This window comes from Cupriavidus sp. D39 (genome assembly GCF_026627925.1).
Lineage (GTDB): Bacteria > Pseudomonadota > Gammaproteobacteria > Burkholderiales > Burkholderiaceae > Cupriavidus > Cupriavidus ulmosensis.
Map to the genome: position 1 here is coordinate 5,100,603 of NZ_JAPNLE010000009.1, position 25,019 is coordinate 5,125,621.

Sequence of the window (25,019 nt, forward strand, 5' to 3'; positions counted from 1 at the left end):
CCGCCCGTTGGGCAAGGTAATTAAGGTTTGGGCGCGGCGGCCGGCTCGCTGGCGGCCGCGCCTGGCTTGCGGGTACCGACGGCCGGCGGCTGGGTGGCCGCGACAGGCTGCAATTGCTTGAGGCCGGCAGCGGCGCCCGCATCCTTGGGATTGCGGCGCAGGGCGTTGCGGTACGCATTCTCGGCCATGCGGCGGTAGACATCGCCAAGGTTGGCATAGCCCACGGCGAAATCGGGCTTGACATCGATCGCGAGCAGCAATTCCGCTTCGGCGCGCTTCAAGTCCCCGCGCTTGGCATACAGCAACGCCAGGTTGTTGTGCGGTTCGGGCAACTCCGGGAAGTCCTGGGCCATGGATTGCAGCGCCGCGATGGCCTCGTCCTCGCGCCCGGCCTGGGCCAGGGCCCATGCACGCTCGAAGCGCGCCTGGGCATTGCGCGGGTTGGTGGCCAGCACGCGGTCGAAACGGTCGATGGCCTCGCCATACTGCTTCTGCGCTGCCGCCTTTTCGGCGCCCGCCATGCCGGGGTCGGCCGAGCGCACGCCGCCGGGCGCGCTGCCCGGCACCGCGAGCGATAGCGGACCGTTCTGCGCGCGCGCGGGCGCCGCGACGGCAACGAGGCCTGCCAGGATCGCCGCCAAGGCGAAGGAGGCGGCCGCAAGGCGTTGGCGCGCGGGCTGGGATGAAGCGGTTGCCATGGTGGGCAGGAACAGGCTCATGTATGGGCGGTCCGTTATACTCCGCGGCATTCTAGCAAAGCGCGGGCATGCCGGCCCGGGTATCGGCGCGATGGCCTCGCCGCGCGGGCTTGCGGTGCTGCGGCGCAAGGCGGGGCAACGGCCCACCGCGCCCGGGCGCTTCCGGTAAGATATGGGTCGCGCCAGGCTTTAGGCAGGCGCCAGGTAGCCGGTCTCGCGAATGGCGCGACAATGGCGCAATCCCTCATCCATTCACCTCGTTTCATGCATCCTCTGAATATCTACAACACGCTCGCGCGTGAAAAGCAGTCTTTCGTGCCAATCGAACCCGGCCGTGTACGCATGTATGTCTGCGGCATGACGGTGTACGACTATTGTCACGTCGGCCATGCGCGCGTGATGGTGGTATTCGACATGGTGCAGCGCTGGCTGCGCACCGCCGGCTACGACGTGACATATGTCCAGAACATCACCGACATCGATGACAAGATCATTCGCCGCGCCGCGGAGAATGGCGAGACCATCGGCGCGCTGACCGACCGCTTCATCCGCTACATGCACGAAGATGCGGACGCGCTCGGCATCCAGCGCCCGGACCATGAGCCCCGCGCCACCGACTACGTGCCGCAGATGCTCGACATCATCAGCAAGCTCGAAGCCCGCGGCCTGGCCTACCATGCCAGCGACGGCGACGTGAACTACGCCGTGCGCAAGTTCCCCAACTACGGCCGCCTGTCGGGCAAGTCGCTGGAGGACCTGCGCGCCGGCGAGCGCGTGGCCACCAACGAAGCCAAGCACGATCCGCTCGACTTCGTGCTGTGGAAGTCCGCCAAGGAAAGCGAGCCCGCCGAAAGCAAGTGGGACTCCAAGTGGGGCTCGGGCCGCCCTGGCTGGCATATCGAGTGCTCGGCGATGAGCTGCGCCTTGCTGGGCGAGCATTTCGACATCCACGGCGGCGGCGCCGACCTGCAGTTCCCGCACCACGAGAACGAGATCGCGCAGTCCGAGGGTGCCAGCGGCAAGACGTTCGTCAACCTGTGGATGCACAACGGCTTCGTGCGCATCAATGACGAGAAGATGTCGAAGTCGCTTGGCAACTTCTTTACCATCCGCGACGTGCTCAAGGAGTACGACGCCGAGGTGGTGCGCTTCTTCATCCTGCGCGCGCACTACCGCAGCCCGCTGCACTACAGCAATGTCCACCTGGAAGACGCCCGTCACTCGCTGACGCGCCTGTACACGGCGCTCAAGGACGTGCAGCCCGATGCCCTGCCGCTGGACTGGGAAGAGGCGCATGCGCGGCGCTTTGTCGATGCAATGGGCGACGATTTCAATACGCCGATCGCCATGGCCGTGCTGTTCGACCTGGCCGGCGAAGTCAATCGCACCGGCTCTTCCGTGATGGCGCGCCAGCTCAAGGGGCTGGCCGCCACGCTGGGCCTGCTGGGGCGCGATGCCCATGCGTTCCTGCAAGGCGGCAAGCCGGCCGATGGCCTCGAGCCGGAGCAGATCGAAGGGCTGATCGCGGCGCGCAAGCAGGCCAAGGCCGATCGCAATTTTGCCGAAGCCGACCGCATCCGAGCCGAGTTGCTCGCGGGCGGCGTGGTTCTCGAAGACAAGCCCGGCGGTGCTACCGAGTGGAGGCGCGCTTGAACGCTGCCGTGCGCAAGACGGCGACGCCCACGGCGCCGTCCAAGACTGCTGCGACCACCAAGGCCAAGTCCGCGGCCAAGCCGCTGGCGCCCGCGAAACTGCTTAAGGCGAGCACGGCGGCGAAGGTGGCCAAGCCCGCCAAGCCAGCCAAGCTAGTGAAGGCGGCCGCCAAGGAAGCTGGCAAGTCACTTGGCCCGGTGCTAAAGGCGGACGGCAAGCCCGCGCTCAAGACCGGCGCGCGCGCGGCCAGGGCGCCTGTGCTGCCTGAAGCCGAGGCGCTGCCGCTGCCGGTTGAAACGGTGGTGGATGCCGTGCGCCCGGCCTACTGGGATGAGGCCTGCGCCGACCTGATGAAGCGCGACCGCATCCTGCGCAAGATGATCCCCACCTACGGCCCCGCGCACCTGATCTCGCGTGGCGACCCGTTCATCACGCTGGCCCGGTCCGTGGTGGGCCAGCAGATCTCGGTGAAGGCCGCGCAGACGGTGTGGGAGCGGCTGGTGGTGGTCTGTCCCAAGCTCACGCCGGCGCAGATGCTCAAGGCGGGTCACGACAACCTGGCCGCCTGCGGCCTGTCGCGCCGCAAGGCAGAATACATCGTCGACCTTGCCGAGCATTTCAAGGCAGGGCGCGTGCATGTGAATAGCTGGACCGAGATGGATGACGAAGCCGTCATCGCGGAGCTGACGCAGATCCGCGGCATAGGCCGCTGGACCGCCGAAATGTTCCTGATGTTCAACTTGATGCGGCCCAATGTGCTGCCACTCGATGACGTTGGCCTGATCAACGCCATCTCGGCGAATTATTTCAGCGGCGAGCCCGTCACGCGCAGCGAGGCGCGCGAGGTTGCGGCCAACTGGGAGCCGTGGCGCACCGTCGCTACCTGGTATATGTGGCGTAGTCTTGATCCCCTGCCTGTGACGTATTAGGCTGGAAGGCAGCAAAATTTGCACGGAAGTGCGCGAGACTGCATCCGCAGACTTGCGGTTTAGTGGGCGAATTCCGGTAGAATGCGCTCCTTCACAGACAGGTACGCGAGTCTCATGAAAACCACCTTCCTAGATTTTGAGCAGCCTATTGCCGAACTCGAGGCAAAGATCGAAGAACTGCGATTTGTGCAGGACGATTCGGCTGTCGATATCTCCGAAGAGATTTCGCGGCTGGCCGGCAAGAGCCAGCAGCTTACCAAGGACATCTACGCCAACCTGACCCCATGGCAGGTGGCACAGATCGCCCGGCACCCGCAGCGTCCTTACACGCTGGACTATGTGCGCGAGATCTTCACCGATTTCCACGAACTGCACGGCGACCGCGCCTTTGCCGACGATCTGTCGATCGTGGGCGGCCTGGCTCGCTTCAACGGGCAGGCGTGCATGGTGATGGGCCACCAGAAGGGCCGCGACACCAAGGAGCGCGCGCTGCGCAACTTCGGCATGTCCAAGCCCGAGGGCTATCGCAAGGCCAAGCGCCTGATGGAACTCGCCGACAAGTTCGGCCTGCCGATCTTCACCTTCGTCGACACCCCGGGGGCATTCCCCGGCATCGACGCCGAAGAGCGCGGCCAGTCCGAAGCCATCGGCCACAATCTCTATGTCATGGCAGGCCTCAAGGTGCCCCTGATCGCCACCATCATCGGTGAAGGCGGCTCGGGCGGCGCACTGGCGATTGCCGTGGGCGACGTGGTGCAGATGCTGCAGTTCGCTACCTACGCCGTGATCTCGCCGGAAGGCTGCGCGTCGATCCTGTGGAAGACCGCCGAGAAGGCGCCGGAAGCTGCCGAAGCCCTCGGCCTGACCGCGCACCGCCTCAAGGCGCTCAGCCTGATCGACAAGATCGTGAGCGAGCCGCTGGGCGGCGCGCACCGCGACGTCAAGGGCATGGCTGCCATGCTCAAGCGCTCGCTGGCGGATTCGCTGCGCCAGTTCCAGGGCATGAGCGTGAAGGAGCTGCAGGCACGCCGTCATGAGCGCCTGCTGGCCTATGGCAAGTTCAAGGAAACCGGCGCACCGGGCTGACCCGTCCGCCGGCCTGACCGACAAGGTCGCACAGGCGCTTCAGGCCGGTGCGGCCTTTGTTGTTTCTGGCGACGGCGCGCGGGCAGGCACGGTGGCGGTGGCCCTTTCCGGCGGACGCGATTCGGTCGCGCTGCTGCACGCGTTGCGTGCGGCCGTGGTGGCGTCATCGCTGCCGCTGCGCGTGGTTGCGCTGCATGTGCATCATGGCCTGCAGGCCGAGGCGGACCAGTGGGACGCTTTCTGCGCCTCGCTGTGCAGCGACTGGCAACTGCCGTTTTTCAGCCGCCGCGTCACCGTGACCCAGGGGCAGGGCGAAGGGCTGGAGGCAGCGGCGCGCCGCGCGCGCTACGCTGCGCTCGAGGCCATGTGCGATGAGGCCGGGGCGCAACTGCTGCTGTTCGCGCATCACCTGGACGACCAGGTCGAGACCGTGCTGTTGCGCCTGTTCCGCGGCAGCGGGCTGGCCGGGCTTGGCGGCATGCCGCGCCTGCGCCGGCTTGGGGAGAGGCAGCAGATCGTATTGCTGCGTCCCTGGCTTGAGGTCGGCCGCGACGACATCGATGCGTACTGCGCCATCCACGCGCTCCCCTGGATCGACGATCCTTCCAATGACGATGCCCGTTTCGCCCGCAACGCGCTGAGGCAGCAGATGCCGGCGCTGGCTGCCGCGTTTCCTGCATTGCGTGCCAACGTGGCGCAGGCTGCAGCGCACCTGGCGCAGGCCGGCGAATTGCTCGACGCGCTCGCCACGCAGTGGATGTCGGGGTTGGTGCGCACGCCGCGCGATGCCAGCACGCTGGCCGAGCTAGATCTCGCCGGGCTGCGCGCGCTGGCGCCGGCCCAGGCCGATGCCGTGCTGCGCCTGTGGCTGCGCGAGCTCGGCACGCAGGCCCCATCCACCGCGCGGCTGTCCGCCATGCGCGCGCAACTGATCGAGCACGAAGGCGGCGAGCCCGCCATCCATCACGAGGCCCTGGTCTTGCATCGCTTCCAGGGGCGCGTGCTGGCACGCTGCGCCGGGCCGGCCATCGTGTCGGAAGACCTGGCGCTGCATTGGCAGGGAGAAGCAAGCCTGCCTGTGCCCGCGTGGCATGGCGAGCTGCGCTTCACGCGCGACGATACCTTCGGCCTGCCGGAAGCGGCGCTGCGCCGCCCCATGCGCCTTGCTGCGCGGCAAGGCGGCGAGCGCATCGTGCTGCGCCCGGGCGGGCCAGCGCGCGCGCTCAAGCAGGCCTACCAGGAGGCTGGTGTGCCGATGGCGCGCCGCGCGCGGCTGCCGCTGCTGTGGTCTGGCGACCAGCTTGTGTTCGCGGCTGGCCTGGGCATGCACCGGCGCTGGCCGGATGCGCCGGCCGCGCCACGCTGGCGTGTCGAATGGGTCGAGTGGGTGGATGGGCCGGGCCACATCGCGCCGATCGATTGAGCGCCGGTAAGCCGCTTTCGGGCCGTTTTCAGGCCGCTTTCTGGCCGCAGCAACCCTTGCGCTCCACTTGCCGCGGCCGTCGTCCGATGCCCTCACGCCTTGCCTTGGGTCGCCCCTTCGTGTATTTTCAGGGGTTTTGCACAATCGCTGGTGTCGACAAACAGATGGCTCTCATCGTTCACAAATACGGTGGCACTTCGATGGGTTCTCCGGAACGCATCAAGAATGTCGCCAAGCGCGTTGCCAAATGGCATCGTGCAGGTCACCGCGTAGTCGTGGTGCCTTCGGCCATGTCAGGCGAGACCAATCGCCTGCTTGGCCTTGCCAAGGAAATTTCGGCGCAGCCGAGCCCGCGTGAGCTGGATATGCTGGCCGCCACCGGCGAGCAAGCCAGCTCCGCCTTGCTCGCGATTGCGCTGCAAGGCGAGGGCGTCGACGCGATCAGCTACACCGGCTGGCAAGTGCCGGTGAAGACCGACTCGTCCCACACCAAGGCCCGCATCGAGTCCATCGATGACGAGCGCATCCTGGCCGATCTCGACGCCGGGCGCGTGGTGGTGGTCACGGGCTTCCAGGGCATCGACGACAACGGCAACATCACCACGCTGGGCCGTGGTGGCTCCGACACCTCGGCCGTGGCGATCGCCGCCGCCATCGAGGCTGAGGAATGCCTGATCTACACCGACGTGGACGGGGTCTACACCACCGATCCGCGCGTGGTCGAAGACGCTCGCCGCCTGGACCAGATCACCTTCGAGGAGATGCTGGAAATGGCCAGCCTGGGCTCCAAGGTGCTGCAGATCCGTTCAGTGGAATTCGCCGGCAAGTACCGCGTGAAGACCCGCGTGCTGTCGTCGCTCACCGACCCCCTGATGCCCCTCGAGCAAGAAATGCACTCGGGCACGCTGATCACTTTTGAGGAAAATTCTGAAATGGAAGCAGCCGTCATCTCCGGCATCGCCTTTGCCCGTGACGAGGCGAAGATCACCGTCCTGGGCGTGCCCGACAAGCCCGGCATCGCGTACCAGATCCTGGGCCCGGTTGCCGACGCCAACATCGACGTCGACATGATCATCCAGAACCAGTCCGTCGACGGCAAGACCGACTTCACCTTCACCGTGCCGCGCGGCGAATACCAGCGCGCGCTCGCCATCCTCAACGATGGCGTGAAGGCCCATATCGGCGCTGCCAGCGTATCGGGCGACCCGAAGGTGTCGAAGGTCTCGGTAGTCGGCGTGGGCATGCGCTCGCACGTCGGCATCGCCAGCAAGATGTTCCGCACGCTGTCCGAAGAAGGCATCAACATCCAGATGATCTCCACCTCGGAAATCAAGATCTCGGTGCTGATCGACGAGAAGTACATGGAGCTCGCCGTGCGCGCGCTGCATAAAGTGTTCGAGCTGGATCAGGCGTGATCCATGCGAAGGCCGCGTGCGGCCTGCGCTTCTGACGGGCCGAGCAAGTTTTTTAAATTAGTCATCGAATCACCGTTGACCAATTGAAATTGGCCCGATAGAATACGCGCTTCGTTGTGTGGCCTCCCTCACACAACGGCAGATTTGGGAGACGTGGCCGAGAGGTCGAAGGCACTCCCCTGCTAAGGGAGCATCCGGGCCAAAACCTGGATCGAGGGTTCGAATCCCTCCGTCTCCGCCACTACACATCGTATTGGCGGCGGAACCCCGGAAGATTGCGGTCTTCCGGGGTTTTGTTTTTTGTGGCGTCGAATCGTGCGAGCGTGCGGCATGCGCGTTCCAGCGCGGAGTGGCACATCGATTGCCACTAGATGAAATCGCGCGGCAACGCGATGAACATCGACGACGGCGCCAGCCGGACCTGAGCCAGGTGCTGGAGCGGGTGGCGGGCTTCATCAAGGACCGCGTGGGGCACGGCTGAGAGCGAAGATCGGATTAGAATGCGCGTGCCAGCGCATGTTCACGCCTGACCCGGCGCCACCCCGGCGCGGCGGCGCATGCGTTTGATTGGCGGCTTTCAGGTTTTCAGGCTTACATCGTGACCATTCGCAGCTTCCAGGGCAAGGCCCCCAACTCGGCGACCGCGCGTTCGTCGACCCCAGCGCCGTCGTGATCGGCGACGTAGAGATCGGCGCGGACAGTTCCATCTGGCCGCTGGTGACCATCCGAGGCGACATGCATCGCATCCGCATCGGCGCGCGCACCAGCGTGCAGGACGGCAGCGTGCTGCACATCACGCATGCCGGGCCGTTCAACCCCGAGGGCTTCCCGCTCACCATCGGCGACGACGTGACGATTGGCCACAAGGCGCTGTTGCATGGCTGCACGGTGGGCAGCCGCATCCTGATCGGCATGGGCACCATCGTGATGGACGGCGCGGTGATCGAGGACGAAGTGATCCTCGGCGCCGGCAGCCTGGTGCCGCCGGGCAAGGTGCTAGAGAGCGGGCATCTCTATGTTGGCAGCCCGGTGAAGCAGGCGAGGCCGCTGACGGAGAAGGAGCGCGGTTTCTTCCGCTATACGGCGGCCAACTACGTCAAGCTGAAGGACCAGCACGTGGCGGAGTTGAAGGGCGCCTGAGCGCCTGCCCGCCGCCGCATTCGCCTAGACCACCTTGCCCGGATTCATCCGCCCCTGCGGATCCAGCGCCTGCTTGATCGCCCGCATCATCGCCAGTTCCACTTCGCTCTTGTAGCGCCGGTTCTCTTCACGCTTGAGTTGGCCGAGGCCGTGTTCCGCCGATATCGATCCCCGATGCGCGTGCACACTGTCATGCACGATCAGGTTGATGGCTGCCGAATTGCCGAGGAATGCATCATGGCTCTCGCCCACCGGGGGCGAAACGTTGTAATGCAGGTTGCCGTCGCCGAGATGGCCGAAGGTGACCATGCGCGCGCCGGGAAAGGCTTGCTGGATCAGGGCGTCGGTGGTGTCGATGAAGTCCGCGATGCGCGAGATGGGCAGGGCGATGTCGTGCTTGATGTTCTTGCCTTCGTCGACCTGGGCGAGCGGGATATGCTCGCGCAGGTTCCAGAAGTCGCGCGACTGCTGCACGGACTCGGCGACTACCGCGTCTTGCACCACGCCGGCTTCGAAGGCGGTTTCCATCAGCGCTTCGAAGATGGCGCGCGCATGGTCTTCGCTTTCGTTGTCGGAGAGTTCCAGCAGCACGACTTGCGGATGCGGCCGGTCGAACGGATAACGCAGTTGCGGGTAGTGGGTCGTGACCAGCGACAGGCACCGCTCCGACATCAGCTCGAAGCCGGTGAGCATGGCGCCGGCGCGCTGCTGTGCGATAGCGAGCAAGGCCAGCGCCGCGCGCGGGCTGGCCACGGCGGCCAGCGCGGTGACGCGGGCGCGTGGCAGCGGGTAGAGTTTCATCACGGCGGCGGTGATGATGCCGAGCGTGCCTTCCGCGCCGATAAAAAGGTCGCGCAGGTCGTAGCCGGTGTTGTCCTTGCGCAGGCCGCGCAGGCCGTCCCAGATCTCGCCGGCAGGCGTTACCACTTCCAGCCCCAGGCAGAGCTCGCGCGTATTGCCATAGCGCAGCACGGCCGTGCCGCCCGCGTTGGTGGAGAGGTTGCCGCCGATGGTGCAGCTGCCTTCCGCGGCCAGGCTCAGCGGGAACAGCCGGCCGTGCTCGCGCGCGGTGTCTTGCAACTGCTGCAGGATCACGCCGGCTTCCACGGTGATGGTGTTGTTGAGCGGGTCCACCTGCCGCACCCGGTTCAGGCGCTGCAGCGAGATCACCACCGACGCGGGTTCCGCCTGCGGCGTGGCGCCGCCGCATAGCCCCGTATTGCCGCCTTGCGGCACCACGGCCAGCTTGTGCGCGTGGCAGGCGTGCACGGCGGCGGCGACTTCCTCCGCCGAGCCCGGCCGCAATACCGCCACTGCCTCGCCCGTGTAGCGCTTGCGCCAGTCGGTCAGGTAGGGGGCCTTATCGGCGGCGTCGGTCAGCACGTGCTGCTCGCCGAGCGCGGCGCGGCAAAGGGCAAGGAAGGAGTCGAGGTGCGAGGCGTTCATGGCGGTGGGTCCGGGAGGGCGGCCGCCGTGGCGGCGGCCGCGCTGGGATGGATCGGTGCGGGCTGACGGCGAGCTCGCCGGCGTGGTCATTTGCCGGGCTTGGGCGGCTGCAGGGCCTTGGCGCGGCGCTTGTAAGGGCGCAGGTAGAGGATGGTGCCGAAGAAGAACACAAGCGTCAGCGCGACCTCGATCCACGCCAGCGTGGAAGATGGCGCGCGGTCGCTGGTGGCGCGCACGATGCCTTCGGTGAAGAACAGCAGGATCAGCATCGAAGACCACTGCATGGTGTAGCGGTTGCGGGTCAGCACGCCGCGCAGCGGCAGCAGCAGCGGCAGGAACTTGAGGATCAGCCAGGAGCCGCCAGGGCGCAGCGGCGCCAGGAACCATTCCCAGGCGATGCACAGCACGATCAGCGCGATCAGGCTGCCCGCGCTCAGGCGCCACAGGGCGGCATTGTGCAGCGCGCCGTCGCTGGCGTTGGCGGCGGACGATGCCGCGGGGTTCGGGGCGGCGCTCATGCGCGGCTCCCGCCGGCCAGCCGCAGCGCAGTCTCGGCCAGGCGCTTGCCCATGGCGCGCGCGAGCGCGGCTTCATCCTCGGACACCGGCGCGCTGTTGTCCACGCGCGCGTGGTGGCTCGGGCCGTAGGGCGTGCCGCCGCCGGTGGTGGTCATCAGCGCGCTTTCCGAATAGGGCAGGCCCATGACCAGCATGCCGTGATGGAGCAGGGGCAGCATCATCGACAGCAAGGTGGTTTCCTGGCCCCCGTGGAGGCTGCCGGTGGCGGTGAACACGCAGGCAGGCTTGCCGGTGAGGGCGCCCGACAGCCACTGGGCCACGGTGCCATCGAGGAAGTACTTCATCGGCGCGGCCATGTTGCCAAAACGCGTGGGGCTGCCCAGGGCCAGGCCGGCGCATTCCTCCAGGTCGCGCAGTTCCGCGTACGGCGGGCCATCAGCGGGGATATCCGGGGCGGTGGCTTCGCTCACGGTCGAGACGGGCGGCACTGTGCGCAGGCGCGCCTGCGCGCCGGGTACGCTGTCGACGCCGGTGGCGATGCATTCGGCCAGCTTGCGGGTGCTGCCGTGGCGGCTGTAGTAGAGGACTAAGAGTTCGGTCATGGACAGGGCTGCGGCGCCCCACGGGTAACCGGGGGGCGCCAGGATGGGGCGGTCCCGGGAGGCAGGCCGGGTTTGTGCCTTGCGCGGCGCGCGAAGGCGATGCGCGTATTATAGTTGCGGCCCCGCCACTGAATCCGGTTAGGAGTTTGCCCCAGCATGTTTGCCGCCCGCATCGTTCGCCTGCGCAGGGAATGGAACCTGCAAAAACTGCGCGCGCTCACCCGCTACGCGCTGCGCCGCGCCGGCGAAGGCCGCTTGCCGCAGGTCGCGGCCAGCCTGACATTCACCACGGTGCTGGCGGTGGTGCCCGTGCTGACGGTGGCCTTTGCCTTGCTGGCGGCCTTCCCGGTGTTCCGCGAGTTTCGCAGCGAGACCGAGTCGTTCCTGTTCCAGAACCTGATTCCGGGCAACGTCAGCAATTCCATTACCAGCTACCTCGGCCAGTTCGCCAAGAACGCCAAGGGCCTGACCGCCGTGGGCCTGGGCGGCCTGATGGTGACTTCGGTCCTGACCATGCTGACGGTGGAGGACGCGCTCAACGCGATCTGGCGGGTCAAGCAGCGCCGCCCGCTGGCGCAGCGCGTGCTGGTCTTCTGGGCCGTGCTGACGCTGGGCCCCGTGCTGATCGGCGCCAGCCTGTCGATCAGCTCCTACCTGATCTCGGTCTCGGCCGGCTATGTCGGCACCATGCCGTTCGGGCTGGGGCTGGTGGTGAGCCTGACGCCGGTGCTGCTCTCGGCGGTGGCTTTTGCCTTTCTCTACACCGCCGTGCCCAACGCCAACGTGGAATGGCGCGATGCGATTGCCGCCGGCCTGGTGGCGGCGCTGGCCTTCGAGCTGGCCAAACGCGGCTTCGGTTACTTCGTCACCCATATCCCGACCTACACCGCGGTCTACGGCACCTTTGCCGCGCTGCCGATCTTCCTGCTGTGGATCTACCTGAGCTGGCTGGTGACCTTGCTGGGCGCCACCATTGCCGCCAACCTGCCGGTGATCCGGCAGGGCTACTGGCGCCGCCGCACCTTTGCCGGCAGCGAGTTCTTCGACGCGCTTGGCGTGCTCTACCTGCTCTACCGGGCGCGGGACGAAGTGCCGCGCAGCGCTGGCGAGCTGGACCTGGGGCGAAAGCTGCGGGTCGAGGCGGATTACCTGGCGGACCTGCTGGGCAAGCTCAAGGCCATGCATCTGGTCGGCAGGCTGGCGCAGGATCGCGGCCAGGCGCACTGGGCGCTGCTGTGCGACCCGGGGCAGGTGACGCTGCGCACGCTGCACGACCGGCTGGTGCTGAACCTGCCGCGCCTGCCGCGCACGGCCCTGGCGCAGCAGCTGCAAGGCGCCGATGCACTCAAGCAGGTGCTGGACAACCCACGCCTGGACCAGCCGCTGGAGGCGGTGTTCCGGCGCCAGCAACAGGATCAGCAGGGGCAAGCGCAGGCAGGGTCGGCAACCCAGGAACGCCCGGCCGATCCCGCACGGCGCACCCTTGAAGTGGTGCCACCCGGTTGGCACGGCCAGGTTTGATGGCCGCGTGGGCTAGAAGGGAATCCTGCCGCGCCAGATCTCGCTGTACATGACCCAGTCGCCCATCAGGCTGTAGAGCGGATGGCGGAAGGTGGCGGGGCGGTTCTTCTCGAAGGCGAAATGGCCGACCCAGGCGAAGGCATAGCCTGATACCGCGGCCGCTGCCAGCCACCACCAGTTGCCGCTGAGGATCAGCGCGAGCAGGCACAGCAATGCCACTGTGGAGCCGGCGAAATGCAGGCGGCGGCAGGTGGGGTTGCGGTGTTCGTTCAGGTAGAACGGGTAGAAGGCGGCGAAATTCTCGAACTCACGGGGGTGGGCCTGGGGCATGGCGGGTTCCTGTGGGGGGTTCGGGGGAGGTTTTAGTTTATTTGGGGTGTGGTGGTGACTGCAACTGCAACTGCCTAACGTCAAAGGCAACTGCAGTTTCACCTCCCCTTCGGGGAGGCGACCTACTTTTTTGTCTTGCCAAAAAAGTAGGCAAAAAAGCGCGCCGGATGGGGCGACACCCCCTCGGGATTCGACGAAAAGAGCGGCCGGGACCCAAACTCGCATCGCCTTAAGGCGATACTCAAACATGGGTCCCTCTTTTCCGCTCTTTTCGCCGAATCCCGAGGCGCCCCATACGGCCTTGGCACACCTCCACGGCTCGCTTCGCATCGCGCGTGGGTGTTTCCCGCCCCTTCGGGCGGGAAACACGGCTACCACAGTTGGTTGATCTTGCCGCTGGTTTGCTCCCCTCTCCCACTTGTGGGAGAGGGGCCGGGGAGAGGGCGGGCGCCCGCGGCGCTGCAGCGTTCAACCTGCCGCTACCACCTTGCGCGCAAACGCCGCCAGTGCGTCGAGTACCTCGTCCGGCCTTTCCCCCATCAGCGCGTGCCCGCAGGGCACCGTGACCGTGCTGGCCGAGGCCATCTTGGCCGCGAGTGCTTGCGCGGCTTTGGGCGAGGTCATCATGTCCTTGCTGCCGCTGATGAACAGGGCGGGGCAACGCACGCCGGCCACGGCGGCGTCGCCGTTGGCGTAGGCGTTGCAGGCGGAGAAGTCGTTGTGGAAGACGTGGCCTTCGGGGTTGCGTTGTGCCACGCGTTCCATCAGGCGCTGGCTGCCGCCTTGCATCCACGAACCCGGTCCCGGCGAGGAAGGCTTGTTGGCTAGGCTGGAGTGCGACCAGGCGTTGACCATGGCGATGGCCTGGTCCACGCGGTTGAGCGAGGCGTCGAGCAGGGCGTCGGCGACTTTCATCGGGTAGGCCGTGGCGAGCAGGGCGATGGCGCGCACCGCGTCCGGGTGGCGGGCGGCGGTTTCCAGCGCGATCAACGAGCCCATGCTGTGCCCGAAAACCAGCGCGGGGGCGCTGACCCCGGCCGCGCGCACCAGCTCGACCACCCAGTCGGCCATGGCCTCGACCGTCTTGAGGGGCGCGCCCTCGCTACGGTTGTGGCCGGGCAGGTCGACCGCCAGCACGCTGAAGCCATGGTTGGCGAACCAGCGCGTCTGCAGGGCCCAGACGCTATGGTCGTTCTGCGCGCCGTGCACGAACACGGCGCAGGGCAGGGCCGGGTCGAAGGGTTTGCCTCCGGTGTAGGCGTAGGCCTTGCGGCCTGCGATCGTCAGTTCCATCAGGCTTGCCCTCCCTTGGCGCTCATGGCTTTCTCGGCGGCCTTGAGGCCGCGCTTGAGGTCGTCGATGAGGTCGTCCGGGTCTTCCAGGCCGACCGACAGGCGGATGGTGCCTTCGCTGATGCCGGCCGCCTGCAGCGCCGCGGCGTCCATGCGGAAGTGGGTGGTGGAGGCGGGGTGGATCACCAGCGAGCGGGCATCGCCCACGTTGGCCAGGTGCGAGAACAGCGCCAGGTTTTCGATGAAACGCTGGCCCGCGGCGCGGTTGCCCTTGAGGTTGAAGCTGAACACGGCGCCCGCGCCGCGCGGCAGCAGGCGCTTGGCGAGCTCATAGTCAGGGTGGGATTCCAGCTCCGGATAGGCCACCGACTCGACCATCGGGTGCGACACCAGGAACTGCACCACCCGGCGCGCGTTCTCCACGTGGCGGGCCATGCGCAGCGGCAGCGTCTCGATGCCCTGCAGCAGTTGCCAGGCGGCCATCGGGCTCAGGCAGGCGCCGAAGTCGCGCAGGCCTTCGCGGCGCGCGCGCAGCAGGAACGGGGCCACCGTGCTTTCCTCGGTAAACACCATATTGTGGAAGCCCGCGTAGGGCTCGGACAGCTCGGGGAAGCGCCCCGAGGCGTCGAAGTCGAAGGTGCCGCCTTCCGCCAGCACGCCGCCGATGGTGGTGCCGTGGCCGCCCAGGAACTTGGTGGCCGAGTGATAGAGCAGGCCGGCGCCCAGGTCGAAGGGCTTGAGCAGGTAGGGCGTGGTGAAGGTGGAGTCGACCAGCAGCGGGATGCCGTTGTCCTGGCCGAGCTGCGCCAGGGTCGGGATGTCGAGCACGTCCAGCCCGGGGTTGCCCAGGGTCTCGCCGAACAGCAGCTTGGTCTCGGGCCGGATGGCGGCGCGCCAGGCGTCGATGTCGCGCGCCTGCACGAAGGTGGTCTCGATGCCGAAGCGGCGCAACGTGTAGTGCAGCAGGTTGTGCGAGCCGCCGTACAGGGCGCTGGATGCCACGATGTGCGAGCCCGCACCCATCAGCGTAGCCACCGCCAGATGCAGCGCGGCCTGGCCCGAAGCCACGCCGATCGCGCCGGCGCCGTTCTCCAGGGCGGCGACGCGCTCTTCGAAGACGGCGACCGTGGGGTTGGAGATACGTGAGTAGACGTGGCCCGCGCGTTCCATGTTGAACAGCGAGGCGGCGTGCTCGCTGTCTTTGAAGACGAAGGATGTCGTCAGGTGGATGGGCGTGGCCCGCGCCCCCGTGGCGGGGTCGGGGGCGGCGCCGGCATGCAGCGCCAGGGTGTCGAAACGGGTACCGGACATGGCTTCAAGGGCTAGAGTTGTCTCCGGATCGCATCGTAGCATCCGCTGCCGCCGCGGAGCACGGCAAATGGCCCTGGCGGCCCCGGCGGCGGCCCGTGCTTTACTTGGGCGGCTGGTTTCGGCTAGGATCGGCGCATCAGGCCATGCCGGCAGCGGCAGGCAATAAACAGCAAAACAGCAGATTCAGCAAGCGGAGACCATCATGAAAGTCAGCGACATCCTGCAGATCAAGGGCAACACGCTCTATACGGTGAAGCCGGAAACGTCACTGCTGCTGGCGGTCAACATCATGGCCGAGCACGATATCGGCTCGCTGGTGGTGATGGAATACGGCGACCTGGTCGGCATGCTGACCTTCCGCGAGATCATCAAGACGCTCTCCGCCAACGGCGGCAACGTCGGCACCACCAGCCTGCGCAAGGTCATGGACGACGCGCCGCTGACCTGCACCATGGAGACGGACGTCAATGAAGTCCGCCGCATGATGCTGGAGCGCCACACCCGTTACCTGCCGGTGCTGGATAACCGGACGCTGATGGGCGTGATTTCGTTTTACGACGTGGCCAAGGCCGTGGTGGAAGAGCAGAGCTTCGAGAACCGCATGCTCAAGGCCTACATCCGCGACTGGCCGGAAGAAAAGACCGAGTAAGCCGCTCGTTGCGCGCAGGCGCCAGGTAGCGGCGGGCGGCGGCCTTGGCCGATCGAGGTGCTGCGGGTTGCCCTGGTCCGGCAGCATGTGCACCCTCCTGGGGCACGGCCCGTAATCCGTATAAATGATAAATGCCGCGCAACGACGCGGCATCTTTTTGAGCCGACCGCTACATGAGCGCTACATGAGCCAACAAAACCAGTTCCGTCTGCTCCGCACGCGCCGCTTCGCGCCGTTCTTCTGGACCCAGTTCCTGGGCGCCATGAACGACAACCTGTTCAAGGTCGCCTTCACCTCCCTTGTCACCTACCATACGGCCCTGTTCGACGGCGTTGACGCCAAGAGCGCGGCGTTCCTGATCTCGGCCATCTTTATTGCGCCGTTCGTGCTGTTCTCGGCCACCAGCGGCCAGATCGCCGACAAGATCGAGAAATCCCGCCTGATCCGGCTGGTGAAGACGCTGGAAATCGCCATCATGCTGCTGGGCCTGGCGGGCTTTGCCATACACAGCGCGCCCTTGCTCTACACGGGTACCTTCCTGATGGGGCTGCACTCGACGCTGTTCGGCCCGGTCAAGTTCGCCTACCTGCCGCAGCACCTGGACGAGACCGAGCTGGTGGGCGGCAACGGGCTGGTGGAGATGGGCACCTTCGTCGCCATCCTGCTTGGCACCCTGCTTGGCGGCGAACTGGCCGGCCTGACCCATGGCGAGGAGATCGTGGGGCCGCTCTATGTCGGCGCCGCCTGCGTGCTGCTGGCGCTGGTCGGGCGCATGGTGTCCGCGCGCGTGCCGGATTCGCCGGCGCCGCAGCCTGACCTGCGCATCAACTGGAACCCGTTCTCCGAAACCTGGCGCAACCTCAAGCTGGCGCGGACCGACCGCACGGTGTTCCTGAGCCTGCTGGGGATTTCCTGGCTCTGGTTTTTGGGCGCGACGTTCCTCACCTCGTTTTTCAGCTTTGCCAAGGACGTGCTGGGCGGCGACCAGAATGTGGTGACGCTGCTGCTGGCGGTGTTCTCGGTCGGCATCGGCACCGGCTCGCTGCTGTGCGAGCGGCTGTCCGGGCGTCAGGTGGAGATCGGTCTGGTGCCGTTTGGCTCGATCGGCATGACGGTGTTCGCGGTCGACCTGTTCTTTGCCAGCAACGGCGAGCATCATGCAGAACTATCCGGGCTGGCCGGCTTTGCCGCCGACCCGCGCCACTGGCGCGTGCTGATCGACCTGTTCCTGCTGGCGATGTTCGGCGGCTTCTACAGCGTGCCGCTGTACGCGCTGATCCAGAGCCGCTGCGCGCCGACGCACCGGGCCCGCATCATTGCCGCCAACAACATCCTCAACAGCTTTTTCATGATCGGCTCCTCGCTGCTGGCGGTGGTGCTGACCCAGGCCGGTTTCAGCATTGCGCAGCTGTTCCTGGTGGTGGGGCTGCTCAACGCGGTGGTCGCCATCTACATTTACTCGCTGGTGCCGGAGTTCCTGCTGCGCTTCATTGCCTGGATCCTGGTGCACACGGTGTATCGCCTGAAGCGCGTCAATGCCGAGCACATTCCGACCGAGGGTGCGGCGGTGCTGGTGTGCAACCACGTCAGCTTTGCCGATGCGGTGGTGCTGATGGCCGCGAGCCCGCGTCCGGTGCGTTTTCTGATGGACCACCGCATCTTCAAGGTGCCGCTGATGTCGTGGTTCTTCCGCCAGGCCAAGGCTATCCCGATCGCGCCGGCGCACGAGGACCCGGTCATGCTGGAGCGCGCCTACGACGAGGTCGCGCGCGCGCTGGCCGACGGCGACCTGGTCTGCATCTTCCCGGAGGGCAAGATCACGGCCACCGGCGAGCTCAATCCCTTCAAGCAGGGCGTGCAGCAGATCATCCGGCGCACCCCGGTGCCGGTCGTGCCGATGGCGCTGCGCGGGCTGTGGGGCAGTTTCTTCTCGCGCAAGGGTGGCAACGCCATGTCCCGGCCATTCCGGCGCGGCATCCTCAACCGGCTGGAACTGGTCGTGGGCGACCCGATTGCGCCGGAACTGGCCACGCCGGAGGGGCTGCAGCAGGTGGTGCAGGGCCTGCGCGGCGAGTGGCGCTAACGACAAGCGGAAGGCGGCAACCATGATCACCCTTTACACCTTTGGGCCGGCCTTCGGCCTGCCCGATGCCAGCCCCTTCGTCACCAAGGCCGACATGCTGCTCAAGCTCGGGGGCTGCCGCACCGCTGCGCCCAGGGCGGATTGCGGCGCGCGCCCAAGGGCAAGCTGCCCTATCTCGACGACGAGGGCCGCGTGGTGGCGGACTCCACGCTGATCCGCTGGCACCTGGAGAAGACCTACCATATCGACTTCGACGCAGGGCTGACGCAGTCCCAGCGCGGCACGGCCTGGGCGGTCGAGAAGATGCTGGAAGATAACTTCTACTGGGCGGTGGCCGACGCGCGCTGGAACCACGACGCCAATTTTGCCCGGGGTCCGGCAACGTTTTTCCGCGCCGTACCTTGGCCGCTGCGCGGCCTGGCGATCCGTTTTGTGCGCTCGAAGATCCGCCGCATCCTGTGGACGCAGGGGCTCGGGCGCCATAGCCCCGCCGACCTGGCCGCGATCGCCGGCCGCGATGTGGCGGCCGTGGCCGACGTGCTGGGCGAGCAGCCTTACCTGATGGGCGACAAGCCTTGCGGCGCCGACGCCACCGTCTTCGCCTTCATGGCCGGCGCGCTGTGCCCGTTGTTCGACACGCCGATCCGCACCGCGGCTGAATCCCACCCCAACCTGGTGGCCTACGTGGCGCGCATGCGCGAGCGCTACTATCCAGACCTGCAGGCGGCGCCAGCGCGCTGAGCGCGAGCCGGGGCGGGCCTGAAGGGCGGCAAAAGCCTTACAATGTAGCCCGTTCCCCAATTCTCACGCCCCGCGCGGTCTCCCATCATGTCCGGCAATACTCTCGGCCTGCTCTTCACTGTCACCACTTTCGGCGAATCGCACGGGCCGGCCATCGGCGCGGTGGTGGATGGCTGCCCGCCGGGCATGTCCCTGACCGAGGCCGACATCCAGATCGACCTGGATCGCCGCAAGCCCGGCACCTCGCGCCACGTCACGCAGCGCCAGGAGCCCGACCAGGTCGAGATCCTGTCCGGCGTGTTCGAGGGCAAGACCACCGGCACGCCGATCTGCCTGCTGATCCGCAATACCGACCAGCGCAGCAAGGACTACGGCAATATCGTCGAGACCTTCCGCCCGGGCCATGCCGACTACACCTACTGGCAAAAGTACGGCATCCGCGACTATCGTGGCGGCGGCCGTTCGTCGGCGCGCCTGACGGCGCCGGTGGTGGCGGCGGCGGCCGTGGCCAGGAAGTGGCTGCGCGAGCAATACGGCACCGAGATCCGGGGCTATATGTCGCAGCTGGGCGAAGTCCGCGTGCCGTTCGTGGACTGGGCGGAAGTGCCGGAGAATCCCTTCTTCGCGCCCAATGCGGAGATCGTGCCGGAGCTGGAAACCTATATGGACGCGCTGCGCCGCGACGGCGACTCCGTCGGCGCGCGCATCGAGGTGGTGGCGAGCAATGTGCCGGTGGGCCTGGGCGAGCCGCTGTTCGACAAGCTCGATGCCGATATCGCGCATGCCATGATGGGCATCAACGCCGTCAAGGGTGTGGAGATCGGCGCGGGGTTCGAGAGTGTCAGCCAGCGCGGCAGCGTGCATGGTGACTCGCTCAGCGCGGAAGGCTTCCGCGGCAATAACGCCGGCGGCATGCTTGGCGGCATCTCGACCGGCCAGGACGTCACCGTCTCGCTGGCGATCAAGCCTACCTCCAGCATCCGCACCCCGCGCGAATCCATCGACAAGGCCGGCCAGCCCGCCACGGTGGAAACCTTCGGCCGCCACGATCCCTGCGTGGGCATCCGCGCCACCCCCATCGCTGAGGCCATGCTGGCGCTGGTGTTGATGGACCACGCGCTGCGCCACCGTGCCCAGTGCGGCGACGTCAAGGTCGATACCCCGCGCATTCCCGCCCAGTCGCCGCAGTCCGGCCAGTCGCGCTGAGTTGGCGCAGGCGGAACAACACGCCCGCGCCGCGGGCGCCGGGCGTGTCTCCGAGACGCGCTTTGGCCTGTTTTACCTCGGCTACTACGGCTACGTCGGCGTCATCTCTCCCTATGTGAGCCTGTTTTTCGCCGGGCGCGGTTACTCCCCGGTGCAGATCGGCGTGCTCATGGCCTGCTTCCAGGTCAGCCGTATCGTCGGCCCGTATTTCTGGGGCTGGCTGTCGGACGTGATGCACACCCGGGTGCGCCTGCTGCGCCTGGCCGCCGTGACTTCCTTGCTGGCGTTCCTGGTGGTGCCCGGCGTCACCAGCTACGGCGGCATGATGGCAATGATGATCGGGCTGAACCTGATCACCAGCGCCATGTCGCCGCTGGGCGACGCGCTCACCATCTCCACGCTGCGCCGCTACGGCGCCTTCGATCATCGCTACGGGCGCATCCGCATGTTCGGCTCGGCCGGCTTTATCGCGGCCGTGCTGCTGGGCGGGGCGCTGTTCGAGCGCTACGGCATGGAGGTGTTCCCGTGGCTGGCGAGCGCCATGCTGGCGCTGTTCCTGGTGGTGGTGTTCGGCATGCGCGATGCGCCCGACGAGGGGCCACGCGTCAAGCCGCCCCCGGCGCTGCCGCTGCTGCGCCGTCCCGATGTGAGCTGGTTCTTCGGCTCGGCGTTCCTGATGATGTTCGCCCACGCCGCGCTGTACGTGTTCTATTCGCTGTACCTGGAACAGCTTGGCTACAGCAAGTTTTCCATCGGTGTGATGTGGACCATCGGCGTGGTGGCTGAGATCGTTTTCTTTTTCTACCAGGGACGGCTGTTCGGCAGCGTCCCGCTGCGCACCATCCTCGCCGGCACCTTCGTGCTGGCCGCGATCCGCTTCGGCCTGACCGGCTACTTTGCCCAGTTGTCATGGCTGATGGCGCTGGTGCAGGTCCTGCACGCGGCCACCTTCGGCGCGCACCATAGCGCCAGCCTGAAGCGCCTGCAGCGCTGGTTCGCCGGGCCGCTGCAGGGACGCGGCCAGGCACTCTACACCGGCCTTTCCTACGGCCTTGGCGGCACCTGCGGCGGCCTGGCGATGGGGTGGACGTGGAAGGCGCTTGGGCCCGCCCACACGTTCGGGCTGGCGGCGCTGGCGGCGGCGGGCGGCGCGCTGTGCGCGTTCATGACGTTCCGTACGGAGGCGGCTTCGGACGCCAAGGCAGACGCTGCCACAGCCGGGCGCTGACTGGCGCCGGCGTTTGGCGTTTGCTGAGGCCAGGGCTTCAGAGCAGGCTTGCCACGTGCTCGGCCAAAGCCAGCGAGGAGGTCAGCCCGGGCGACTCGATGCCGAACAGGTTGACCAGCCCCGGCACGCCATGGGTGGCGGGGCCATCGATGCGGAAATCCGCCGCCGGCTCGCCCGGCCCGCTGATCTTGGGGCGGATGCCAGCGTAGCCCGGCTGCAGCGCGCCATCGGCCAGCCCCGGCCAGTAATTCCGCACTTCCCCGTAAAAGCTGTCGGCATCGGCCGGATCCACGCCGTACTCGATCTGGTCGATCCAGCGCACATTGGGGCCGAAGCGCGCCTGGCCGCCCAGGTCGATGGTCAGGTGCACGCCCAGGCCGGCGGCCTCCGGCACCGGGTAGATCAGGCGCGAGAATGGCGCACGCCCGGCCAGCGTGAAATAGCAGCCCTTCGCGTAGTACTGCGGCGGAATGTGTTCGGCAGGCATGCCCTCGATGCGGCGCGCCAGCGCCGGCGCGGTCAGGCCGGCCGAGTTGATCACGGTACGGGCCAGCAGCGTGGTGCCCGCCGCGTCATCCTGGCTGCCCACCTCGAGGCGGATGCCATCCGGCGTCACCGCGCCGCCTGCCACGGGCGACTGCACCGCCAGCATGGCACCGGCATTCTCGGCATCGCCCAGCAACGCCAGCATCAGGCCATGGCTGTCGACGATGCCGGTAGACGGCGAGAGCAGGGCGGCGCGGCATTGCAGGTTCGGCTCCAGCGCCTGCGCTTCGGCCTGGCCAAGCCATTGCAGGTCGTGCACGCCATTGGCCGCGGCCTTGGCGCGGATGGCTTCCAGCGTGGCTACCTGGGCCTCGGTGGTGGCTACGATGAGCTTGCCGCAGCGCTGGTGGTGGATGTGATGCGAGGCGCAGTAGTCGTACAGCATGGACTTGCCGCGCACGCACATCGCCGCCTTGAGCGAGCCGGCCGGATAGTAGATGCCGGCATGGATCACTTCGCTGTTGCGCGCGCTGGTGATGGTGCCGAAGGCGTTCTCGGCTTCCAGGATGATGACTTCGCGGCCCTGCATGGCCAGTTGTCTCGCCACGGCCAGGCCAACCACGCCCGCGCCGATTACCACGCAATCTACTTGTTCCATTGTTGTTCTCTGCTGTTGCGGCCGGCGCCTGTCATGCCATGCGTGCCGCGGGTCCCTGGATTGTGTTGTGCCGTCGATTGGCCCTGTGCCTTGCGCGCCAGGGCTTAACTCAATGTCAGCCCCATGCGCTTGGCCGCCGCACCGAGGTGCCGGCGGGCGGCCTGGCGCGCCGCGCTGGCGTTGCCGGCGGCGATGGCCGCAACAAGCGCGGCGTGCTCGCTGTCCGCGCCCTGCGAGCCGCCGCGAAAGCGCGCGGCGTTTTCCCAGGCCGTCTGCCGCGCCGCCAGCATGTGCTGGCCAACGAAATCGGTCAGGCCGGTGAAGCAGGGGTTGTGCGCGGCCTGCGCGATGGCGTGGTGGAACGCCACGTCGGCGGCTGCGGCACTGGCGAAATCTTCAGCGTGCTCGCGCATCGCGCACAGCGCGGCGTGGATGGCGCGCAGGTCGTCGTCGGTGCGGCGCAGCGCGGCCATTTCGGCGCAGGCGCATTCCACCACCATGCGCAACTCGAACAACTGGGCCGGAGTCGGGCCGCCTTGCAGTTCGGGGGCCATGCGCCATACCTGGCCGCCGGGCATGTCCGATACATAGGCGCCCGAGCCCTTGCGCGTGACCAGCAGCCCGTCCGCCTTCAGCTGTGCAATGGCCTCCCTGACGATGGGGCGGCTCACGCCAAAGGTCTCGCCAAGGGCGGCTTCGGCCGGGAGCCGGGCGCCGGCGGCAAAACGGCCGGCCGCGATGTCGGCGCGCAGGGCGTCGGCGATACGTGCGGCAAGCGAGGCGGGGCGGCTCAGGACGGTCATCGATAAATATGTAAGGCTGTCTGACAGCTTGTGGTGGGATTTTGCGAGGAAAGCGGGGCGGCGTCAAGGCAAGCCTGCGCCATGGATTTGCGGATCGTCCTCAAGGTTTACTGGGAATGCGCCGATAGCAAGCTGAATGAGATGCGCTATTCACCTGGTACCTCGCGGCGGCCCACAGCAGCCGCGCCTGCCGCGCCGTGCACTGAGCGCCTCGCTAGGTGGTGGCCGGGCCGTACGTTCGTGCGTTCCCGTGGCCGCCGTTGGATCTGCCACGCCTGCTGCCTGGGCGTTCACCGGGGCTTCCCATGATTGCACTTACCCCTAACGATCTCCCCGTCGGCCAGCCCTTGCCCTGGTCCTTGCTGGACGAGGCGGGCAACCTCGTGCTCGGCAGCGGCAGCGTGATCCCCGAGGACCGCGACGTTGCGCTGGTGTTCCGGCATGGCACGGTATGCCGGCCGGAGGACGAGCCGGGCGAGCCGGTGGATAGCGGCCGGTTCGCCAATGTGGGGCCGCTCGGCCTGCAGGTTGGCACCCTGCTGCAGGTCAAGTCGCCGGGGCAGGCAGGGCGCGCCGCTGCCAGCCGGCTGATCGGCTTTGTCGAGCAGGGCCTGTTCGCGACCTGGCCGCAGCTGGGCGGCAAGGAGTTGCAGCTTCAGCCTGGCGAGAAGGTGCTGCTGCGCGGTTTTTCCGGTCACGCCATCCTCAGCTTCGAGTCGACGGTGACCGCGATCTGCCGCAGTCCCTTCCGTTACCTGGTGTTGTCGGCGCCGGCCGATCCGCAGCAGATGCCGGTGCGCAAGGCGACCCGCGTGCCGACACGGCTGGCGGCCTACCTGGTGGATCCCGGCGGCACGGACGACGATGCGCCGGCCTCTCACCAGCCAGCCCGGCTGGTGCTGCTGACCGACCTGAGCACCGGTGGCGCGCAGATCCAGATCGCCGGCGCGGTGCCGGCGCCTGGCGCGGCGGTGCGCTTGTGCTTCCATCTGCGCACTGCCGCGCTGGACAGCGAGATCATGGTCGACGGCGTGGTGCGCAACGCGTCGCCCGCCGAGGGAGACGTGGAGTTTCCCACGTTCGGCGTTGCGTTCGATGCGCTCGGCGAGCGCGAGCTGACGCTGCTCCAGTGCTTTATCTATGAGCAGTTGCTGGCAGGCGCCAGCATGCAGGTCAGCGCCTGATGCCGGCGTTTGGAGTCAACCTGCTAACGCAGCCTGTTGCCCGAAGCCCGTTTCCCGTCTCTACTGTCCTCCTGCAAAAAGTGGATACGGCATTTCGGAATGCCGATAACCCGACCACCATCACGAGGAGACAGCATGAAGCGGAACCCGCGTTTCGGCGCGCGCCTGCGCGCGCCCATCCTGGCGGCCCTGCTGGCCGTGGCCATGCCCGCCATGGGCAATGTCGCGCAGGGAGCAGGCCAGGCGAGCACATTGTCGAGGGATGAGCCCGCGCTGGGGTTGGAAGCTTTCTCAAGCTCAAGCTCAAGCTCAAGCGCTGGCAAGCCTGCCGGCAGCGACGCCGGCACTGACGGTGCGCGCCTGCTGGTCGGGATGTCGCCCCTGGATATTGCCTCGGCCACCGCCCTCGGCAAGCCGCGCGAGGCTGGCGGCATGACGGATGTGGTGCTGGCCCTGATCGACGGGATCGGCCAGGTGCCGCTCGCCGGCCCGGCACTCATCACGCTGATTGCCGGCGTGGCCGATGTGATCGGCTGGTATCAAAGCGTGGCGGACGACAAGCCGCTCTACCACGATTCGCTGACGTCGCCCGCGACGTCGAGCCCGCAGGTCTGAGG

The 25,019-nt window shown here is 67.2% G+C and carries 22 protein-coding genes, 1 tRNA gene and 1 pseudogene; 15 read left to right on the top strand and 9 right to left on the bottom strand.

The features are described 5' to 3' along the window. Window positions 1-20 precede the first annotated feature (20 nt). Window positions 21-719 carry a tetratricopeptide repeat protein gene (locus OMK73_RS35835; protein WP_267606158.1) on the bottom strand — a complete coding sequence of 233 codons (699 nt, stop codon included), beginning with the start codon at window positions 717-719 and terminating at the stop codon, window positions 21-23. 243 nt (window positions 720-962) lie between these two features. Between OMK73_RS35835 and cysS the strand changes: the two genes are divergently transcribed. From cysS to OMK73_RS35870, 7 genes are all read left to right on the top strand, one after another. Next, a complete protein-coding gene (gene cysS, locus OMK73_RS35840; RefSeq protein ID WP_267606159.1) occupies window positions 963-2,351 on the top strand; it encodes a cysteine--tRNA ligase in 1,389 nt (462 codons plus the stop codon). Further along, entirely contained in the window at window positions 2,336-3,280 is a 945-nt protein-coding gene (locus tag OMK73_RS35845) for a DNA-3-methyladenine glycosylase family protein (RefSeq protein ID WP_267606160.1), read from the top strand. The genes cysS and OMK73_RS35845 overlap by 16 nt, the downstream gene beginning before the upstream one ends. 114 nt (window positions 3,281-3,394) lie before the next feature. Next, entirely contained in the window at window positions 3,395-4,366 is a 972-nt protein-coding gene (locus OMK73_RS35850; protein ID WP_006163150.1) for an acetyl-CoA carboxylase carboxyltransferase subunit alpha, read from the top strand. Continuing rightward, window positions 4,332-5,789 (top strand): tRNA lysidine(34) synthetase TilS, encoded by a 1,458-nt coding sequence (gene tilS / locus OMK73_RS35855; protein WP_420715695.1) that lies wholly within the window; start codon window positions 4,332-4,334, stop codon window positions 5,787-5,789. Before OMK73_RS35850 ends, tilS begins: the two co-directional genes overlap by 35 nt. 164 nt (window positions 5,790-5,953) lie before the next feature. Beyond that, window positions 5,954-7,204, top strand: coding sequence for an aspartate kinase (locus OMK73_RS35860; protein WP_183030978.1), 1,251 nt, complete (start codon window positions 5,954-5,956; stop codon window positions 7,202-7,204). 147 nt (window positions 7,205-7,351) lie between these two features. After that, window positions 7,352-7,445: transfer RNA gene (locus OMK73_RS35865), tRNA-Ser, on the top strand. A 428-nt stretch (window positions 7,446-7,873) separates the two neighbouring features. Then, on the top strand, window positions 7,874-8,344 hold the full coding sequence (locus tag OMK73_RS35870; protein ID WP_267606161.1) for a gamma carbonic anhydrase family protein: 471 nt from the start codon (window positions 7,874-7,876) through the stop codon (window positions 8,342-8,344). Window positions 8,345-8,368: 24 nt separating this feature from the next. Here the strand turns inward: OMK73_RS35870 and OMK73_RS35875 are convergent, their stop codons facing one another. The 3 genes from OMK73_RS35875 to wrbA all read right to left on the bottom strand — a co-directional run bounded on the left by OMK73_RS35875 (window position 8,369) and on the right by wrbA (window position 10,910). Next, on the bottom strand, window positions 8,369-9,790 hold the full coding sequence (locus OMK73_RS35875) for an FAD-binding oxidoreductase (RefSeq protein WP_267606162.1): 1,422 nt from the start codon (window positions 9,788-9,790) through the stop codon (window positions 8,369-8,371). Between the two features lie 86 nt (window positions 9,791-9,876). Then, entirely contained in the window at window positions 9,877-10,308 is a 432-nt protein-coding gene (locus tag OMK73_RS35880; RefSeq protein WP_267606163.1) for a DUF2069 domain-containing protein, read from the bottom strand. Further along, entirely contained in the window at window positions 10,305-10,910 is a 606-nt protein-coding gene (gene wrbA / locus OMK73_RS35885; RefSeq protein WP_267606164.1) for an NAD(P)H:quinone oxidoreductase, read from the bottom strand. The genes OMK73_RS35880 and wrbA overlap by 4 nt, the downstream gene beginning before the upstream one ends. A gap of 156 nt (window positions 10,911-11,066) precedes the next feature. Between wrbA and OMK73_RS35890 the strand changes: the two genes are divergently transcribed. Then, the gene (locus OMK73_RS35890) at window positions 11,067-12,431 is read left to right on the top strand and encodes a YihY family inner membrane protein (protein WP_267606165.1); all 1,365 of its coding nucleotides are present in this window, start codon (window positions 11,067-11,069) and stop codon (window positions 12,429-12,431) included. Window positions 12,432-12,443: 12 nt separating this feature from the next. On the opposite strand, the gene OMK73_RS35895 is transcribed toward OMK73_RS35890, so the two are convergent. From OMK73_RS35895 to OMK73_RS35905, 3 genes are all read right to left on the bottom strand, one after another. Next, window positions 12,444-12,761 (bottom strand): Mpo1-like protein, encoded by a 318-nt coding sequence (locus tag OMK73_RS35895; protein ID WP_267606166.1) that lies wholly within the window; start codon window positions 12,759-12,761, stop codon window positions 12,444-12,446. Between the two features lie 468 nt (window positions 12,762-13,229). Next, a complete protein-coding gene (locus OMK73_RS35900; RefSeq protein ID WP_267606167.1) occupies window positions 13,230-14,054 on the bottom strand; it encodes an alpha/beta fold hydrolase in 825 nt (274 codons plus the stop codon). Next, entirely contained in the window at window positions 14,054-15,364 is a 1,311-nt protein-coding gene (locus tag OMK73_RS35905) for an O-acetylhomoserine aminocarboxypropyltransferase (RefSeq protein ID WP_267606168.1), read from the bottom strand. Before OMK73_RS35905 ends, OMK73_RS35900 begins: the two co-directional genes overlap by 1 nt. 202 nt (window positions 15,365-15,566) lie before the next feature. Here OMK73_RS35905 and OMK73_RS35910 point away from each other — a divergent pair, with 202 nt between their 5' ends. The 5 genes and pseudogenes from OMK73_RS35910 to OMK73_RS35930 all read left to right on the top strand — a co-directional run bounded on the left by OMK73_RS35910 (window position 15,567) and on the right by OMK73_RS35930 (window position 21,271). Beyond that, on the top strand, window positions 15,567-16,013 hold the full coding sequence (locus OMK73_RS35910; protein ID WP_267606169.1) for a CBS domain-containing protein: 447 nt from the start codon (window positions 15,567-15,569) through the stop codon (window positions 16,011-16,013). 184 nt (window positions 16,014-16,197) lie between these two features. After that, entirely contained in the window at window positions 16,198-18,096 is a 1,899-nt protein-coding gene (locus OMK73_RS35915) for an MFS transporter (protein ID WP_267606170.1), read from the top strand. 22 nt (window positions 18,097-18,118) lie between these two features. Continuing rightward, a pseudogene (locus OMK73_RS35920) lies at window positions 18,119-18,837 on the top strand (glutathione S-transferase C-terminal domain-containing protein). An 87-nt stretch (window positions 18,838-18,924) separates the two neighbouring features. After that, window positions 18,925-20,043, top strand: coding sequence for a chorismate synthase (gene aroC, locus OMK73_RS35925; protein WP_267606171.1), 1,119 nt, complete (start codon window positions 18,925-18,927; stop codon window positions 20,041-20,043). 1 nt (window position 20,044) lies between these two features. Continuing rightward, complete coding sequence (locus tag OMK73_RS35930) at window positions 20,045-21,271, top strand: MFS transporter (protein WP_267606172.1); 1,227 nt, start codon at window positions 20,045-20,047, stop codon at window positions 21,269-21,271. A 37-nt stretch (window positions 21,272-21,308) separates the two neighbouring features. Here the strand turns inward: OMK73_RS35930 and OMK73_RS35935 are convergent, their stop codons facing one another. Next, a complete protein-coding gene (locus OMK73_RS35935; protein ID WP_267606173.1) occupies window positions 21,309-22,415 on the bottom strand; it encodes an NAD(P)/FAD-dependent oxidoreductase in 1,107 nt (368 codons plus the stop codon). A gap of 104 nt (window positions 22,416-22,519) precedes the next feature. Further along, window positions 22,520-23,218, bottom strand: a complete 699-nt coding sequence (locus OMK73_RS35940; protein ID WP_267606174.1) for a FadR/GntR family transcriptional regulator — start codon at window positions 23,216-23,218, stop codon at window positions 22,520-22,522. A 305-nt stretch (window positions 23,219-23,523) separates the two neighbouring features. On the opposite strand from OMK73_RS35940, the gene OMK73_RS35945 reads away from it, so the two are divergent. Continuing rightward, a complete protein-coding gene (locus OMK73_RS35945) occupies window positions 23,524-24,402 on the top strand; it encodes a flagellar brake protein (RefSeq protein ID WP_267606175.1) in 879 nt (292 codons plus the stop codon). A gap of 135 nt (window positions 24,403-24,537) precedes the next feature. Continuing rightward, window positions 24,538-25,017 (top strand): hypothetical protein, encoded by a 480-nt coding sequence (locus tag OMK73_RS35950; protein ID WP_267606176.1) that lies wholly within the window; start codon window positions 24,538-24,540, stop codon window positions 25,015-25,017. The last annotated feature ends 2 nt before the right edge of the window (window positions 25,018-25,019 follow it).